The following is an 18,154-nucleotide window of genomic DNA, read 5'->3' as shown; positions in this document are numbered from 1 at the left end:
TAATTGCCCCCTCTCCCGCCATCATCTTTATTGTGCTATGATATGGGTGTATACTTTATTTTTTGGAGGTTATTCCCATAGTTACAGTCATTGTTATTGGAATCATCATCTTTATCATTGTCCTTGCCTTAACTATTTTCACTATCAACAAGGGCTATGCCTATAAGCATACAATAGACGAGCGTCCAACAGAATTAGAGAAAAAGAAAAAAACGCATCCTCCTGAATAAGGAAGATGCGTTTTGTATTGGAAGTATATTATTTTGCTCCAGCTTTTTCTTTTTTAATTTGTTTACTACGTAATTGGCCACAAGCAGCATCAATATCAGTTCCCTGTTCCATTCTCACTCCACAGTTAATCCCGCTATTTTTTAAAGTTTGGAAGAATGAACTAATAGACTTTTCTGTGCTACGTTGGTATTGACCATGCTCGTCAACTGGATTGTAAGGAATCAAGTTAACATAAGAAAGATGGCGTTTATTTTCCAGTAGCTTCGCCAATTGCTGTGCTTCTTCAACATGATCATTTACATCTTTAAGAAGAATATATTCAAATGTAATACGACGGTTTGTTTTTTCTAAATAATAGTCAACAGCAGCCATAACTTTCTCAATTGGAAATGCCTTATTGATAACCATAATTTTAGAACGAAGCTCGTCATTTGGAGCGTGTAAAGAAACTGCAAGGTTAACTTGAATATTTTCGTTTGCAAAGTCCATAATCTTCTTAGCTAACCCACTTGTAGAAACTGTTATATGGCGCGCACCGATAGCAAGACCTTTTTGATCATTCACTGTTCTTAAGAAATTCATAAGGTTTTTATAGTTATCAAATGGTTCACCAATACCCATTACTACGATGTGGCTAACGCGCTCATCCTTCTGTAATTCGTCTAAATGCTCCTGTACCTTCATAATTTGCCCGACAATCTCTCCAGCATCTAGATCTCGGCTTTTCTTTAACAGACCACTTGCACAGAAACTACAGCCAATATTACAGCCTACTTGTGTTGTTACACATACAGACAAGCCATATTTAAATCGCATTAAAACTGTTTCGATTAAATTTCCATCCTGCATTTCAAAAAGGAATTTAATCGTTCCATCAGCAGACTCTTGTTTTACATTTTCCTTCAAGGTTTGGATTACAAAATTATCTTCTAATAGCTTAAGACAATCTTTATTTACATTCGTCATTTCCTCAAAGCTCTGTACTCGTTTAATATATAACCAATCCCATACCTGTTCAGCACGGAATTTCTTTTGTCCATGTTCCATTAACCACTCTATTAATTGGTCTCTTGTTAGACCATAAATTGATTTTTTCATTATTTAGCCCCTCTTTTCTTACACATACAATTTGCCTATTATACACCAAATTCTTTTATACGACAATTTATTATATATGAAATACCCTTAAAAAGATATTATTTAGTTTCTCCAAAAACAAGCGAACTACTCTGTTAACTTAAATAATATTAGACGAGCCTAAGCATAAATATTCTTACCAATGCGTATAGTTTACTTGATTTCCACTTTAGGCGGACGCGTTCCACGAGATGAGTGATAAGCCATCACCGTAGCTTTGCCTCGTTTGTGCTGTCTTATCTGTCTTACTCATCCCGCTGAGTCGCCGCCGGTCGTTCCAATCAGCGGAATGAGAAATATTCGTGTTTAATTGGTTAACTAAAATATTTTTTAGTTAAGGGGATAATAGTAAAGAGATAAAGCTTATTGTCGTTAAAAGATTATCTTTTAGACCTGTTCTATTAAATCCAATATCTTATTGGTAGATTCACTAGGAAGAATATAAATAGTGTGAGTGTCATTTGTATTCATTAAGGTACTTTCTTCAAATGCTCCACCCAACCAAAGATGTAAAACCTGTTTGTCTTCATTTTCATTGATTATATCTACAGAATAATCTGGATTGGCTATATTTACGATTCCATTTTCTTTTACCGCGCTTGAAATTATGCTTTTAAATTGCTCAAGTGCATTGTAATCATCAAAAACAATTGATGTACCCTCTTTTATCATTGTAAGAGTAACCACTGAAAATTCTACATCTGTCTCCACTTTTTCATTTTCTTCTAAATACTGCTGAGTACTAGGTTTATTTACAGTGCTTTCTTCGAATTGACAGCCAAAAAGAACGACTGAAGTAAAAACCATTGATAAATAAAGGGCCATTTTCTTCCTCAAAGATCAACCATTCCCTTCCAATTTCTTTATTAGTCAAGTTAGACGTAGCAAATCCCTTATTGTTTCATTTTCTTTCGATTATGAATGAATTTACCTAAACTCCGCATTATTTTATATCGTTTCTAATTCAACCAATGGGTCTTTGAACTAAATTTATTCATGTTTACAGGACAATTCGAATAAGTTGCTATAGCGTTTAAAAACAAGTATTGGAGTTGTTTCATATGAGGTACCGTAAACGAAGAAGGATAAATTATAGTTCAGGCAAAACATTTTTAAAGTTAATATCTTTTATTTTTTGTCTCATTGCTTTTTTACCAACCAGTTTTTTTTATACAAACGTACATAATGATTCTGAGTGGAATGATTTTAACTTAGGTACATTTAATAATATTTTTCAAAATTCATTTGATCAGCTAATAGTAGTTTCATATGAGATTGATAGTAATAAGATCGATGAAGAGGAACAACTACCGTATATTATTCTAAACACTTATACTGTTTTTGGAATACCATATGCAGAAGTAATCGTTACCAGTGAAGGAGCATATATAAACAAAAAATACCTGTTTAAAAAAGAGTGAACTCAAGAGAAGTCGTAAAAAGCTATAAAATTATCTAAATGCAAATCTTAAGCTTTTCAAAAAATTAAACCTAATAATAAAGAGACCAATCCCCTAGAAGATATGGTCTCTTTATTATTAGTTAGATTTCTCTACATCATTTTCTCGGATCCAGTCACTGTAACTACCTACATACAATTTTACATCCTTGTAACCAGCTTCTTTTAAGCTTGCGTATAATGGAGCTGCCGTTACTCCGCTCCCACAGTATGCAATGACAGGCTTATCCTTATTAGAAAGGTTGCTTAGCTGAGATTCCATTAGTTCTTGCTCCAAAAATGCACCATCTCGCTTTAGTTGCTCCCAGTCATAATTTATTGCTGTTGGAATATGACCTGCTATATGATCAATAGGCTCTATTTCTCCCCGATACCTAGCCGAAGAACGAGCATCTATTAACTGTCCGTCCCTTTTTCCATTTGCAATATCTCGCACTTCATCCATAGTTAAATAAATTTCGTCATTCCAAAGTGGAGTCATATTCGACTTCGTATATTGAGTCACTTCATCAGTTATTGGAAGTTGCTGTTTTATCATTTCAAAGCTTTGGCGTATAACTCTTACATTTTTAAACCCTGCCCATTCCAGTAAGAAATAAGCTCTTAATGCAAAAGGAGCTTCCCCTTGATCATAAATAATAATTTTATCATCTAAATTTAAACCTGAGTTTTGTACAAGCTCAATCATTTTTTCCTTAGAAATCATCGGATGTCTACCTTTAAAATCGTCCATATCAGAGAGGTCTTTTTCAAGATCCCAATAAACTGCTCCACTCACATGGCATTCTTTAAATGCTTCATAGCCTGCGGAAGGTTCCCCCAAGATAAAGCGCGTATCAATAAATCTTGAAGACTTTATATCTATTTCTGAAAGCTCTATAAATACCTTTGTCATTTTTCGTTACCTCCAGTCTCTAATTTCTTATAGATATCCTTCCACTTAGCTAGTGTTTCTTCCTGCTCCAGTAATCTTCTTTCTGCCTCCAACTGAGTTAAGGATTCATTTAACCATTTTAAGCGAGCATTTTCTACTTCCTTCTCTGCATAGATAGTTAGCCATTTTACTAAACGTTTTTTTTCATCATCTAAATAAGCAGCTGCCTCAACTTTTGTTTGCTCGGATAGAGCATCTCTTAGTTTTTCTTTTTCATTTTTTTCAAAAAATGACTTAGCACTTTTAAAATATGATTTTACATGAGTATATTTGTCTTTGTCTTTAAAGGGGCCAACAAACTCTAGTAATTCGTAGTCTTCACTTTCATGAGGGCTATAAGTTAAGCTCCCATTCCATTCCTTTAATACTCGCATTTCTTCTTTATCTATTTGAGTCATTTGTTTTTGAATATATTGTAGCAGTCGGAAATTCGTTACACGGACTTCCTGCTCCAGATCAAAACGAATCATTTGAAGTATATCCCTCAATGCTAAGTCCAAAGCCGTGGATGCATTATAATTAGAGAAAAGCGAAGGATTATACGCTTCCTTAAAAAATTCGTTGAATCGATAATACACACGTTGTAATACGTAAAAAAGAAGGGATTCCAATTCCTGAACCGCATCCTTAGTTAAAGATACAGACTTGTATTCAGTATAACGATTCCTTATTTTTAGTTCCTGATCGCTAAGCTCAGAAAGTCGTTCATCTTTTCTAGCTAAGTTAGCCTCCGTTTGTTCTATTAAAGAAAGCAATTTATTTTTTTGTCGATTAGATTCCTCTTCTAATGAAGTTATAGCAATTTGTTTAAGATCTTTTTCCAAAAAATGATGGAATGCTTCTTCAAAATGTTCCATGCCTTGATGAAGTCTTTCTTTGTTTTGCTTTTCTTTTAAAGCTTGAAGACTAGAGACTCCATACACCCTAGGAAATCGAATTCCAAATCGCTGCAGTTCGTCTTTTACGTACTGTTTAACTAAGTTAGCCTCTTCCTCGTTGCTTGCAAGATCAATGGCGTTTACAATGAAAAACATTTTATCTAGTTCAAAGGAATCTTTAACACGACCAAGCTGAATAAGAAATTCTCTATCAGCCTTTGCAAAAGCATGATTAAAGTATGTGACAAAAAGAACGGCATCTGCATTTCGTATATAATCGAACGCAACACCAGTATGTCTTGCATTGATGGAATCTGCACCTGGTGTATCTACTAAAGTGACGCCTAATCTAGTTAACTCACAATCATAATAAAAGTCAATGTAATCAACAAAACAGCTTTTCGATTCCTCTGCCACATAAAGGGAAAATTCTTGATCATCCACATTTAGTATCTCACCTAGGTGATTCCGTACATCAGGATATCCTTTATAGAAAGCATTTACAAATGACTTATGCACTTCTTCTGCAGCTGATTCACTTAAGGCAGAAGGAGCCTTTTCGTATGCATCCTCTAATGAAATAACGTTTTTACCCAATTGTAAAAAGGCAAACTTTACATCATCGAGTAACTGTTCTTTAGATTTTAAAGTAACATCAGCGGTATTGTGCAGATGTTCTTTAGAAATTGGATGTATTTTATTGATGGCAGCGGTTGTAGGGTTTGGAGAAACCGGCAGAACATCCGCTCCCATTAAGGCATTAGAAAAGCTTGATTTTCCTGCACTAAAGGCACCAAATAGAGCAATTGTAAATTGTTGGTTTTGAACACGCATTGCCTTTTTCTTAATAACAGACGCGGCGTCCTTAAAATCAGGAAGCTCCGATAAAATCTCTCCAATTTTGTTTGCCCTTTGCACTACTTCATCTAAAGGTAATGTAGCACTTTCCTCTAATATCTCTTCCTCTATTAAGACAGGGGAAATTACTTCTGTTTCTTCACTAGCTTTATCAACGTACTCTACTATAGAGCGCTCGAAGGACAAGCGTTCTTTCTCCCATTCATCTAGAAGATGATCTCTATCTTTCCTAAACTGGATCGAAGGTGTCGATAATTGCTTATCCAGATTTTCTATTCTTTCTTCTATATCAGACACTTTTGATATAGCTTCTTGCTTTTCCTTTAAAACATTCGTTTTATCCCCTAACCGCACATCTTGATTGGTTGAATGTAGTTCGATATAATTTGAATTTTCATCCTTCCATCGGTCAGTTTCTTTCACATAATATCTAATAACTGCATCATTTACTCTATTAGCATAGTTCAGTATTGCATCTCCCGTAACACTTGCCCCACTATGCATAGTGTCTGCGATGATTTCCTCAGGTAAAGAGAAGGACATATTATTTATTTCGTTTGCCTTTTCTTCATTTAACAAGCTAACATCCTTTAAAAGACCCTTCATTAAATCTTTTATATGTGTAGTAATATTAGTAGCTACAATTTTATCTAGCATCTGAATTGCTTCTGCTAACCTTCTTTTTCTTTCTTCTTCTGTTTTTTTCTTGCTTCCGATGAAACCAACCTTAAATGAATCCTGCCTACTTTCAGCATATTGTTTTAAAAGGTCACGCATTTCATAAGTCATAATTGAGGCGTTTTCCAATATAGCCTTCCTGCTCGTTTCAAATGTCTTTTTCCACGCACCGCTCTCTTGGAGCTGTATTTGCTTCTCTGAAGTTTCCAGCTGATCTAATATTTCTTCAACATTGCTCCAATCTTCTTCTGTGAGTAAATAACTTAGTTCCTGCTGTAAGTCTTTTTTTTCCTCTTCTAAATATTTTATATGTTCATCCTTTAGCTTTTTTAGAGTAGCTGATGCTGACCGTAGGAAAAGTTCTTCTTTATGTAGTATAGATTCTTTAACGATCTGCCTAACTTGTTGAAAATCATTATGTACTATATCTTTGTTTTTTAATGAAGTATAAAAGATATCCTTTGGCTCGACATTCCAAGCATTGAAAGCTGTAGAAACAGATTGTTTATACTCAGTGAAAGATAATTCCTCTTCTCTGTGTTTATCAATCTGATTTACGATTAAATAAATATTTTCATTGTAGTGAAGCAGCTGTTTAGTAAATTGAAAATTCAGCTCGGATTGCACATGATTATAATCCATAACATAAAACACGATATCTGCTAGATGTAATGCAGACTCTGTTGATACACGATGTGCATCATCCGTTGAATCCACTCCCGGTGTGTCCATAACTATAATCCCTTTAGGAAGCTCCGAGGTTTGATGTCCAATTTCTATTTGAGAAACTTTACTCCCGTCCTTGGAATATTTTTTTACTTGACCAATATCATATTCCCCAGAGAATTTGACCGGAGCATCATTTACAAAGTGGACAATAGCAAAATTCTTATCCGCTTTGCTTACCGTAACTATATTCGCAGAGGTTGGTATAGGACTTGTTGGTAATAGCTGTTCATCTACAAGGGCATTAATCATACTTGATTTCCCTGCTGAAAAATGACCTGCAAAAGCAATTGTAAATGTTCCCTTTTCTATTTTTTCTGCAAAAAGTTTTGATTTTGCATATCTCTCTTCATCATTGTTTTGTTTAGAAATTGTCGCTAGTAAAGCATTCGATTCTTTGATTTTCTGTAATTCCTCTAATTGATTCATGTGAAATTTATTTCCCCTTTTTATTCTTTAAACAATATGTATATCATATCAGAAAATATAAAAAAAGATGACTTTATTGTTCACAAAGTCATCACTGTACTACTATTATTTTGGTTGTGGTGTAATAGAATTTAAAATGTGTTTAGTTATTACGCTGTATATAACTACAGTCGATCCAATTAATATAAATACCATGACAATCTCCCTCTCAACTGAACTTGATATTCATTCTCATTTAGATGTTATCACATTTTTCAACAATTGACTACAAAATATATTCTTTTTGACTAGACAATATGATAAAATTGATTCATCTTTACTATTAGGAGGGGATAAAATGGGTAATTCCAAGCATATTAAAACACTTTTAAATGGTACCATTCAATCATTAAAGTCTGTTATTCCTCTTAACCTTAGTTTTAAGTCTCCCACACTAATGATTCAACCATTTGATCAGGAAGAGATGGGCGTTCTCATCGGAATTGTTGGAGACATTAAGGGAAGAATTATTGTTGATGCATCCTCCCAATTCTTCTCCTCCGTTGGCGCCTCTATGTTCGGCATGCCTCTCGAGGGCGAAATGCTCGAATCTTTTACTGGTGAACTCGGAAATATGATTGCAGGCAACTTGTGTACTACTGTTGCCCAAGAAGGATTAGAGATTGATATTACACCGCCAACTGTCATTGTTGGCAAGAGTAAACTATTTGGTTTTCATCATGCCTTTCGCTTGCCTGTAGAAACCGAAGACATAGGCCTTATGACTGTTATTCTTACAATAGACGAGGACTAACTATCAATAAGAATACATATAAAACTTAGAATCCTTTTAAATAAAGGATTCTTTTTTATTTGGCAATCCCTAAGGACCTTGAGCTAATTTAAAGGATAAGATCTTTAGCTAGCACTCTGTTTCTCAAGAGTCTGAACTGCAACTATCTTCACTAATCTCCCTTCCACTTCTATGACTTTTAATTTATTTCACATTATCTTCACATAATACCTTTGTATGTGTGAGAAATATCACATCACACATAAATATTTAAATTTATGATGTAGCTATAGATAAAAAGAAGAATATTTTGGAGGTGTACGACTGATGTCCAAAAAACACAATAAAGAACCAGAACTTAAGGGCACGTTAATATCTGTTAGCGTAGTGGGGATCTTTATATTAGTAACTTGGTTTCTGGCATTCTATTTATTTATTGACAGATTTTAAATCATTGGAGGTTAAAGGTTATGCATATTCACAAGTATGAAAAATGGTGGATAACATTCGGGGTAGGGTCTTTGGTTTTATTCTTAATTATAGTTGGCTTTAGCGCATTTCATTACGGTTCTCATCCACCTAGTGCAAAAGTATATATTGATCCTGAGCGAGTAGATGAAATTGCTCCTTTTAATAATCCTGGAGTTCACAAGGTCGAAGGTAAGGAATGGGATTACGAGGTAGTAGTCGTTGCTTCTGCTTTCTTCTATAATCCACAAGAATTTGAAGTACCACTCGGATCGACTGTTAAATTTATCGCAACAACAAAAGACGTAATTCATGGCTTTCAAATAGTAGGTACGAATATTAATATGATGCTAGAACCTGGCTACGTTTCAGAATACGTAACAACAGTAGATAAAGCTGGAGAGTATTTAATATTATGTAACGAATATTGTGGCATAGGACACACTTCTATGACATCGAAGTTAAAGGTGGTTGAGTAACATGGCAACAATAACAGAGAAAGCACAAAGCTTTGTGAAGGTAGATCGTCGTGATGGCAAGCTCGCAATGGCTCACATCCATGTAGCATTCATTGCACTTTTAATCGGAGGACTTTGTGGACTATTACAAACACTAGTACGTTCTGGACAATTTACTCTTCCTTGGGGAATCGGATACTATCAATTATTAACGGTTCATGGGGTTTTATTAGCACTTATTTTAACAACTTATTTTATCTTTGGTTTCCAAATTGCTGCTGTAAGCCGCACTGCCGGCACGTTGACAGATAAGCAAAGAATGCTAGGCTGGATTGGGTTCTGGACAATGACAATCGGAACAACTGCTGCTGCAGTAATGGTTTTATTAAATGAAGCATCTGTTCTGTACACTTTCTATGCACCCCTACAAGCACATTGGATCTTCTATGTGGGATTGGCACTAGTAGTCGTAGGCTCTTGGATTGGTGGAGCTGGCCTTATAATGAAATATAGAGAATGGCGCAAAACTAATCCAGGAGAACCTAGCCCATTATTAACTTTTATGGTAATCGTAAACTTAACTATGTGGATCATTTGTTCACTTGGTGTTGCAGTTGAGGTAGTTTTCCAATTGATTCCTTGGTCATTAGGCTGGGTAGATAAGATTGATATTCTACTTTCTCGTACACTTTTCTGGTATTTTGGTCACCCATTAGTATATTTCTGGCTATTACCTGCTTATATGGTTTGGTACGTAATCATTCCTAAAATTATCGGCGGGAAAATTTATTCGGATGCACTTGCAAGACTTTCCTTTATGCTTTTCTTGATTTTCTCTATTCCTGTTGGGTTCCATCACCAATTGACAGAGCCTGGTATTGATTCTTTTTGGAAATACTTGCAAGTAGTTTTGACAATGATGGTTGTTATACCTTCCCTTCTAACTGCTTTCTCAATGTTCGCTACATTTGAAATTCGCGGAAGACAGCTTGGAGGAAAAGGGTTATTTGGATGGTTTAAAAAGCTTCCATGGAAGGATGCTCGATTCGTTGTACCATTCATCGGTATGGCAGCCTTTATCCCTGCTGGAGCTGGAGGTATCATTAATGCATCTAACCAAATGAACCAAGTAGTACATAATACTATCTGGGTTACTGGTCACTTTCATCTCACTTTAGCAACAACAGTTGTTTTAACATTCTTTGGTGCCGCTTATTGGTTAATCCCTCATCTTACTGGTAGAGTGTTAACTAAACAAATGAATAAGCTAGCAATTATACAAGCTATTGTATGGGCAGTAGGTATGTCCATCATGTCTGGAGCTATGCACATAGCCGGTTTAATGGGTGCTCCTCGCCGTTCAGATTTCTCTACCTATGGTGATTCTGCACAAGCAACTGATTGGATTGGCTATCAGATAGCACAGGCAGTTGGTGGTACGATTTTATTCATCGGTATCATCTTGGTATTGTATATCATCGTCCACTTAGTATGGTTTGCTCCTAAAGGAGAAACAGAATTCCCAATTGGCGAGGTTTCTGAAAATGCAGAAAAAACTCCGATGGTTTTGGAAAACTGGAAGATCTGGTTGACTATTTGTATCTTCTTAATCTTGTTTGCTTATACAGTTCCAGTGTTCGATATGCTACAGAATGCTCCTCCAGGTTCAAAAGGATATAAATTCTGGTAACTTCAAAATCTTAATATTACGAGGCTGCGATAAACCCATCTTAAAAATTCAAGAGTCCTGGAAATTTACCGTTTAGTAAATTTCCGGGGCTTTTTCTACTTACAGTCGGTGTTTTCTGCTACAGCGGACGCCTTCCTGGGGGCACTGCTCGAGTCTGTTGTCTCTACCTTACGCTTGTCCCCTAGGAATTGCCGGCTTCGATCCAAACACCCCAACTTATCTTCGATATCAAGTGAAAACTGCACATACCTTCACTTATAAAAGAGGATATCTTCAGTTAAATAAATGTCTATCAAAACGTATTCAATCAGAATGAAGTATTCTTTTGTTTATAGATTGTAACAAGAATCGACTCACAGCATTTTTATGTAGCATGAATCTACTTATGTCCCAGCCTCTTTTGAATAATGCTACAATTATACCAAGCAGTCCCTCTCCCCTCTCTTCACCAAACATATCTGGATAAAGCCAATTAAGTCTATTCAACCCAATTTACTATATGTTTATATATTTAAAAATGAGCTTAGTTTCTATGAACCAAGCCCAGACATCAAATTAGAAGGAGTTGAAACTCCAGTATTCTCTATTTCTACGGTGCCATAGATAAAACTTCGATATTACTTTTAACAGGTTCCACGGATGGTTATTTGCCTTTTTTTCTCTGTATAATTACACTTACAGTATTTATTTTAGATACACATGCTAACAAATTGTAATATTCAGGATAGATCATATATGTTGGTCTAATAACACAGATGAATCTTGCAGTAATAAATGTGGTTTTCTTTCCCAGTCTGTTTGATTATCTTCATATTCCATGTAAGCCATCAATTCTAGTTCGTAGTTATAATCATCTAATTCCATTGTTTGTGAAGAGGTGAATAGATGAGCTCTTTTATATTTCTCTTTAGGTTTGCTAGAGATATAGCTATTGTTTAAAAGTTTATAATAAGGCTCTAGTGTGCTTCTGGCTACTTTCAAACAGTTTAGCATGCTGCTATCCTTCTTGCTCTTCTTAGCGTCCATTAATATAAATTTGTAATCAGTGGAAGATGTCAATATTGATCTACCACATTTTCTTCTTATAATCGTAGGTCGCTTTATTTTTACTATCTCATTTAATTCTTCCGATGACTGTTTTGATGTGTCTTTATTAGCTACTTCATTTTGTTGATGAATATTTTTTGGATGGTTCATTTGTAAAAAAGTTAAATTGTCAAACCATGGACCAGTCATTTTCTCTTCTGTATTAGCATAATGAAAATCACTAGTAATATCGTCCTTGTTTAAATAAACTGTATCATCCATATTTTGTATACTCAATCCCACCTTTTTAAATTCTTGAGACATACGCCCTGTTATTTATATTATTCAATTTAAAGGGATTCGTTAAAAAACCTTTTCCTTTTATATTCGTCCAATGTATAACAAACAAATTCCTTAAAATTCATAAGGAATGAGTGGTTTACATCCACAAACTTAAAAGAAAAAGGCTATTTAAAATTAATTTGAAATTGGTGTTGGCAAAATCCCTACAAAACGCCCCTCTAATGGCGCTTCTTCTTCGTTCAACAATAGGTGAATTTCACCGTAGTCTTCAGAGGTACGAATTAGTCGACCTATTCCTTGCTGAAGTCTAAGCAGCATGAACGGCAGCTCCACTTCTTCAAATGGATTATTAGAAAATGAACGTTTGGCATCAAATAACGGATCTACCGGTGGGAAAGGCAAATCATAAATAATTACTCTAGTTAATGCTTCTTTAGGCAAATCTAAGCCTTCCCAAAGATGATAAGAGCAAAGTGTAGAAAACTCTCCATTTTGAAATTCTTTGACGATTGTGGAAAGCTCACGATCCCCTTCATATGCAATATCATCAGTACTTGTGGAGGACCTAAATTTATCCATCGCAGCTTTTGATTTAAACAAAATAAGTGTTTGTTGTTTTGCTTTCAATAAATGATCGACTTCACTAACCTTCTCTTCCTGGCTTATATGATGCGTTCTAACTTTCATCACTTCATCGTAGTCAAAAGGAGATGGCACTGAGAATGATTGGAACTTTTCTATTCCTAACGAATCTGCCAAATACGTAAAATCTTTTTCAATCGATAATGTAGCAGATGAAAAGATGATCGGAAGCTTGGTAGAAAATAGCTTTTCATTTAAAATGTCTGTGACTAATCTAGGCATGATAATAAGCGTTTCGTAGCCATCGATTATTTCTAACCACTCAACCCCATCGCCCTTCTCTGTAAATAATCGCAATGAAAATGAATATTGCTCTAAAAATTCCTCTACCATTCGAAGTTCATATTCTGGAATTGTAAAAAGCTCGGATTCAAACACGAACTCCTCTAGTAAATCATCTGTAATTTTAATGGCATGCTTACATAACTGCATTAGCTCAGAAGACTTGTTAATCTTCATACGTTCTGTTTCTTCCGCAAAGCTGCCGATTCGTAAAACGCTAAAAATTTTCTCATGCGTATCTTGGAGAACTTCCATTAAGTTTAAAGTCTTTTCACGAACACCATCGACCATTACTCTTTCAAGTAATCGAATTAATGTTTCACTTTGTACTTCATAGGTTAACGCTTTTTGAGCTGCGAATTCTAGCAAATGTCCTTCGTCTAATACAATCATCGACACTTCTGGTAAAAATGGCAATTGTCCTTCTCGAACACGTGAATCCTTAGTCCATAAGTGTTCCATTAAAAAGTCATGGGAACAGATGATTAAATCAGATGATTCTCTGTAATGCTGACGGTGAATTGTTTGCCCACATCTATTGCGTAAATCACAGACAGTACATTGTTGAGTAGGATGAAAGTTAACCTTTTGCCAGTCTACATCACTTACTCCTGAGAATTGGCTACGCTCACCAAATGGAAAGATACTTTGAAGAGAAGACGAGCCATAAACGAAATCAGGTACTCCATCTTCAATTTCTTCTATAAAGAAGTCGTTATCGCTATCCTTTTGCGCTTCTTCCAATCGTTTTAGGCATAGGTACTGGCTACGTGATTTAGCTAGCCTAACATCAATTTTTATATCTAAATAATTTTGAAGCTTAAAGATGTCTCCGGCCTCTTTTACCAATTGCTCTATTAGCGTTTCATCCGCGCATGCAATCAAGGCTGGTTTTCCAGTATATCTTGCATAAGAAATAGCAGGAAGTAAGTAAGCGATTGTTTTACCTGTACCCACGCCTGCTTCTGCAAATAATACATTTTTTTCTTTTAATGCTTTTTCGATTTGATATGCCATGAAAATTTGTTCATCACGACATTCAAACCCTTTCTCTGGCAATTCATCGTATAATACGTCTCCCATCCAATCTCCTAATGATTCAAAGAAAGAACGGTCTTTTGATAATTTAAATGGCAAAGCCTGCTTCATTTTCTAACTCCCTTGAATAATAATATAACAGCATGGGAGAGCTAGTCTCCCCTACTGTTATGAACGTTTACCCCAGAACTGATAGTAGTCTGTTCTTATAAATCCATTAAATAATTTACGTTTCTTAGTTGCTTTACGTCCGTACAGATTTTCAAAATTCTCCATAGAAGAAAGCATATATACCGACCATGATGGATATGTTTCCATTGTATGACCAAGGTCGCTGATAACTTTTTCAATTTCTTCGATTTCTCCTATACGTTCGCCGTAAGGAGGATTACCAATCATGACACCATCCGTCAGATTGGTGGAAAAGTCACTTGCCTGCATTTGTTTAAAGCTGATTATATCTGCAAATCCTGACTCAAATGCATTTTGTTCTGCGATTTGAATCATCTTATGATCAATATCAGAGCCGATAATCTCTAATTTTTGATCATAATCAGCTAAATCCTCTGCTTCGTTTCTTACATCATCCCAAATTGTTTTAGGCATCCAAGACCAATCTTCGCTGTGAAAATCTCTATTAAAGCCTGGAGCGATATTTTGGCCAATCATAGCTGCTTCTATTGGAATTGTCCCAGAACCACAGAATGGATCGACAAATGGACGATTTGGGCTCCATTTAGAGACTTTTACCAAAGCGGCTGCTAACGTTTCCTTTAATGGAGCTTCCCCTTGGCCATGTCGGTAGCCACGTTTATGCAATCCAGCACCACTCGTGTCTAAAGTGATTGTAGCCACATCTTTAAGTATACTTATTTCAATCTTATATGTTGCACCTGATTCATCCAGAAATCCAATTCGTTTATATGCAAGCTTTAATCTTTCTACAATCGCTTTTTTGACAATAGCCTGACAATCTGGAACACTGAATAAAGTAGATTTGACGGATTTACCTTGAACTGGAAATGCAGCATCCACAGGAAGAAACTTTTCCCATTGAATAGCCTTCGTACGTTCAAAAAGTTCATCAAAAGTTCTTACTGGAAACTGAGCTGCGACGATTTTCACTCGATCTGCTACTCTTAACCAAACATTGGCTCTTGCAATTGCCCGCTCGTCTCCTTCAAAATATACTTTTCCATTTTCAGTCGTTGTTTCGTATCCTAGTGCTTTCACTTCTTCAGCAACGATGGCTTCTAAGCCCATTGCTGCTGTTGCTACTAATTTAAATGTTGTCATTATTGCTTCCCTTCTTGCTTAAGGATCTCCCAAAGCTCGAGAAAATCCATTAGCCCTTTACTTGGAACTGGCTTGCTGTAATAATATCCTTGTATAATATCGCAGTTCATTTCTTTTAAGATTTTTACTTGTTCTTTGGATTCTACTCCTTCAGCTATTACTTTTAATTGCAAGCGATGAGACATTAATATAATTGATTCTACGATCGCTTGTTTATCCTTTAATGAAGTAATATGCTGTATAAAGCTTCTATCAATTTTTAAATAGTTTAAAGGAAATCGGTTTAAATAGCTTAGTGAAGAGTAACCTGTACCAAAATCATCAATGGAAATTTTAAAACCCATATTTTTTAGCTTTATTAGCTTGGTTATAATACTCTCGGAGTCCTTCATAATCGTACGCTCTGTTAATTCTAATTCAAGCTGCTGTGGACTACAATTATATTGCATCAATATTTCATTTATTCTCTCGATAAAATTATCCTGTTGAAAATGGAGTGAAGCAATATTTATTGATACATTAAGGTTATTTAAACCAAGTGTTCTCCATTCAAGAATATCTAAACATACTTTTTCAAATATTAGCTCACTCAAAGGAATGATAAGGCCCGTGTCCTCTGCTAAAGGTATAAATTCTCCAGGGGATACGACTCCAATTTGATCATTTTGCCATCTGACTAAAGCTTCTACTCCAACGATTTCATTTGTATCTAGCGAAATTTTCGGTTGATAGTAGATGTTAAAATCTTTAGCCTGAATACCCTTTCTCAACTCAGCTTCTAGGAACAATTGCCTCTTTGAATCTCTCTTTAATTCCTCGAAGTAAAAAGCATATTGGTTTCTACCATTTTGTTTAGCGAAGTACATTGCCTTGTCAGCCTTGTGTAAAAGCTTGTCAACATCCTCGCTGTCTTGAGGGTATAATCCAATTCCAATACTAGAAGTGATATAAATTTCCATATCATCTAAATAGAATGGCTTGCTAAGCGATTTAATAATTTCTGAAGCATATTGGGCGGCTTCTTTTTGATTTTTAATATCCTGTATAGCAAGCAAAAATTCGTCTCCACCATATCTTGCAAAAATATCGTCTTTATTAATAATTTGCTTTATGCGTTTAGCAAATTCAACTAGGATGATATCCCCTACTTCATTGCCAAGTGAGGCGTTTACTTGCTTAAAGCGATCTAAATCTATAAACAAGATTGCATGCTTTGCCTGAGAACCAGATTCAGTAATTATTTGCGAAAATAATTCGTTAAAGGAAGATCTATTAGGTAAACTTGTTAGGCGATCACTGAAAGTTAACGTTTCCATTTCTTTCTCTACCACTTTTTTTATGGAAATATCGGAAAAAACACCAAAGTAATTAGTAGTTTCCCCTTGCTCGTTTTGTATGCTATTAATAGTTAGATATTCTGGGTAAAGTTCTCCGTTTTTTCTTTTATTCCATATTTCGCCTTGCCAGGTACCTTTAAGCTTCAACTCATTCCACATAGTTGCGTAAAATGTTTTTTCTTGCCTACCTGACTTCAGTATACGTGGAGTTTCGCCTCGCACTTCGTTCAAAACATAGCCCGTAACCTTTTCAAACGCAGCATTTACTAACGTAATCCGCATTTTTTCATCCGTAATCATAATACCCTCAGTAGTCGAATTAAATACTTTCTCCACTAAATTTTTTGGATATGAAGAAAAGCTTTCAGGTTGTTGCTCTTTGTTCAACTTTAATGACCCGCTTTCATCCTGCATCTCCTGTTCGGGATATGCCTATTCTCTTATAATCGGTGATGACCATCTTATGATCGACTCTATGTAAACATCTCGTAGTAAGCAATTTTAGAAAATTTGTGAGGATAGTGAAGATTTTGCATTATATTATAAAGAATCAAAAGTACGATAGTATTTCACTTACATGCCATAATCGTACAACACTCCCATAGCTATATAAATACTATAAATAAGCATATACTTTTTATCTATTAAGAAAAGAAAAGCTCTCCGTGATTGGAGAGCTTTCCGTATTATTAATTATAGCCACTCATACACTCAATAAGCCATGTTTTGTTTCCACGGTACTCAAACGGTGCATTACCTCGTACGTATGTGGATGGCAATCATCTATCTACAGATTATTGTCTGTTTTTCTATCCGTTCAATTCCTTCAAGAAAATGCCCCTACCATAATTTGGGTTTCTCACTCGTGGGGTTTACCTCGTTCCACCTGTATAGTTTCCTATACAGCTCCGTCACTGTGGCACTTTCAGAGATTGTCAGCCATATCCGAAGACTTAGGCCTTCATCCCGCCGTCAGCCAAAATGGCTGCCTTAGTTTATTTTTTCACTAAGCACGAACACTACATTCATCTCAGAATTGTGTGAGCATGGACTTTCCTCTACAATGTCTAGCATTGCAGCGATTGCCCGAATATATAAGTGGTAAACCAATTATACACGATGTTAGCTGAATATACAATAATTCTTTACTAATATAATATTACTCGTACAATTTTGCGCCAAACACATGTTTTTCTAAATGAGATAATCTTTTTAGAATATCAAAATTAGTAGCGCCAGCTGCTGGTTGGACCGGAGCTGTTCGCTTTGGTGCCTCAGCTAACTCTTCTCTTAGTTGCTTATTTTCTAATTGCAGCTGTGATACTTTCTTTTCGAACGCTTCATAATCTTGGATGATATCATCTAAAAACATATCTACTTCTTCTTGATTATAGCCTCTTAAGCCTGTTTTAAATTCTTTTTCTAATATATCAGAAGCCTTTAACTTAAATTCCATGCAGCATCTTCCTTCCGTCTACAATTCGCTACTCGTATTATAGCATAGTGGTGTCG

At 35.5% G+C, this 18,154-nt stretch carries 15 protein-coding genes and 1 other RNA gene; 6 read left to right on the top strand and 10 right to left on the bottom strand.

Annotated features, from left to right (window positions below):
* Positions 1-77 precede the first annotated feature (77 nt).
* Entirely contained in the window at positions 78-230 is a 153-nt protein-coding gene (gene ytzI / locus H9650_RS14045) for a YtzI protein (RefSeq protein ID WP_144537223.1), read from the top strand.
* A 28-nt stretch (positions 231-258) separates the two neighbouring features.
* Here the strand turns inward: ytzI and rlmN are convergent, their stop codons facing one another.
* Together rlmN and H9650_RS14035 are read right to left on the bottom strand one after the other, a co-directional pair.
* Positions 259-1,329, bottom strand: a complete 1,071-nt coding sequence (rlmN, locus tag H9650_RS14040) for a 23S rRNA (adenine(2503)-C(2))-methyltransferase RlmN (RefSeq protein WP_191697474.1) — start codon at positions 1,327-1,329, stop codon at positions 259-261.
* 426 nt (positions 1,330-1,755) lie between these two features.
* Positions 1,756-2,205, bottom strand: a complete 450-nt coding sequence (locus H9650_RS14035; protein ID WP_154310912.1) for a hypothetical protein — start codon at positions 2,203-2,205, stop codon at positions 1,756-1,758.
* 224 nt (positions 2,206-2,429) lie between these two features.
* On the opposite strand from H9650_RS14035, the gene H9650_RS14030 reads away from it, so the two are divergent.
* Complete coding sequence (locus tag H9650_RS14030; protein WP_191697473.1) at positions 2,430-2,789, top strand: hypothetical protein; 360 nt, start codon at positions 2,430-2,432, stop codon at positions 2,787-2,789.
* A gap of 117 nt (positions 2,790-2,906) precedes the next feature.
* Here the strand turns inward: H9650_RS14030 and H9650_RS14025 are convergent, their stop codons facing one another.
* The gene (locus tag H9650_RS14025; RefSeq protein ID WP_191697472.1) at positions 2,907-3,722 is read right to left on the bottom strand and encodes a sulfurtransferase; all 816 of its coding nucleotides are present in this window, start codon (positions 3,720-3,722) and stop codon (positions 2,907-2,909) included.
* Entirely contained in the window at positions 3,719-7,330 is a 3,612-nt protein-coding gene (locus H9650_RS14020; protein WP_191697471.1) for a dynamin family protein, read from the bottom strand. The genes H9650_RS14025 and H9650_RS14020 overlap by 4 nt, the downstream gene beginning before the upstream one ends.
* A gap of 337 nt (positions 7,331-7,667) precedes the next feature.
* Here H9650_RS14020 and H9650_RS14015 point away from each other — a divergent pair, with 337 nt between their 5' ends.
* The 4 genes from H9650_RS14015 to H9650_RS14000 all read left to right on the top strand — a co-directional run bounded on the left by H9650_RS14015 (position 7,668) and on the right by H9650_RS14000 (position 10,718).
* Complete coding sequence (locus H9650_RS14015; RefSeq protein ID WP_191697470.1) at positions 7,668-8,123, top strand: chemotaxis protein CheX; 456 nt, start codon at positions 7,668-7,670, stop codon at positions 8,121-8,123.
* Between the two features lie 306 nt (positions 8,124-8,429).
* Positions 8,430-8,552, top strand: a complete 123-nt coding sequence (locus tag H9650_RS14010) for a cytochrome c oxidase subunit 2A (protein ID WP_144536803.1) — start codon at positions 8,430-8,432, stop codon at positions 8,550-8,552.
* A gap of 20 nt (positions 8,553-8,572) precedes the next feature.
* Positions 8,573-9,049 carry a cytochrome c oxidase subunit II gene (locus tag H9650_RS14005; RefSeq protein WP_144536805.1) on the top strand — a complete coding sequence of 159 codons (477 nt, stop codon included), beginning with the start codon at positions 8,573-8,575 and terminating at the stop codon, positions 9,047-9,049.
* Between the two features lies 1 nt (position 9,050).
* Positions 9,051-10,718, top strand: coding sequence for a b(o/a)3-type cytochrome-c oxidase subunit 1 (locus H9650_RS14000; protein ID WP_191697469.1), 1,668 nt, complete (start codon positions 9,051-9,053; stop codon positions 10,716-10,718).
* Positions 10,719-11,447: 729 nt separating this feature from the next.
* Here H9650_RS14000 and H9650_RS13995 read toward each other — a convergent pair.
* From H9650_RS13995 to gpsB, 6 genes are all read right to left on the bottom strand, one after another.
* On the bottom strand, positions 11,448-12,068 hold the full coding sequence (locus H9650_RS13995; protein WP_191697468.1) for a hypothetical protein: 621 nt from the start codon (positions 12,066-12,068) through the stop codon (positions 11,448-11,450).
* Positions 12,069-12,221: 153 nt separating this feature from the next.
* Positions 12,222-14,120 carry an ATP-dependent DNA helicase gene (locus tag H9650_RS13990; protein WP_154310918.1) on the bottom strand — a complete coding sequence of 633 codons (1,899 nt, stop codon included), beginning with the start codon at positions 14,118-14,120 and terminating at the stop codon, positions 12,222-12,224.
* A gap of 57 nt (positions 14,121-14,177) precedes the next feature.
* Positions 14,178-15,305 (bottom strand): THUMP domain-containing class I SAM-dependent RNA methyltransferase, encoded by a 1,128-nt coding sequence (locus tag H9650_RS13985; protein WP_144536813.1) that lies wholly within the window; start codon positions 15,303-15,305, stop codon positions 14,178-14,180.
* Positions 15,305-17,029, bottom strand: a complete 1,725-nt coding sequence (locus tag H9650_RS13980) for a putative bifunctional diguanylate cyclase/phosphodiesterase (RefSeq protein WP_225216083.1) — start codon at positions 17,027-17,029, stop codon at positions 15,305-15,307. Before H9650_RS13980 ends, H9650_RS13985 begins: the two co-directional genes overlap by 1 nt.
* A gap of 323 nt (positions 17,030-17,352) precedes the next feature.
* Positions 17,353-17,736: RNase P RNA component class B (gene rnpB / locus H9650_RS13975), an RNA gene on the bottom strand.
* Positions 17,737-17,801: 65 nt separating this feature from the next.
* Positions 17,802-18,098: a cell division regulator GpsB gene (gpsB, locus tag H9650_RS13970; protein ID WP_144536817.1), complete on the bottom strand. Its 297-nt coding sequence runs from the start codon at positions 18,096-18,098 to the stop codon at positions 17,802-17,804.
* Positions 18,099-18,154 lie beyond the last annotated feature (56 nt).

Origin of the sequence: Psychrobacillus faecigallinarum, from assembly GCF_014836595.1 — a bacterium.
Taxonomy (GTDB): domain Bacteria; phylum Bacillota; class Bacilli; order Bacillales_A; family Planococcaceae; genus Psychrobacillus; species Psychrobacillus faecigallinarum.
The sequence above is the reverse complement of the archived record's forward strand: the minus strand, read 5'-3'. Positions and strand labels throughout refer to the sequence as shown.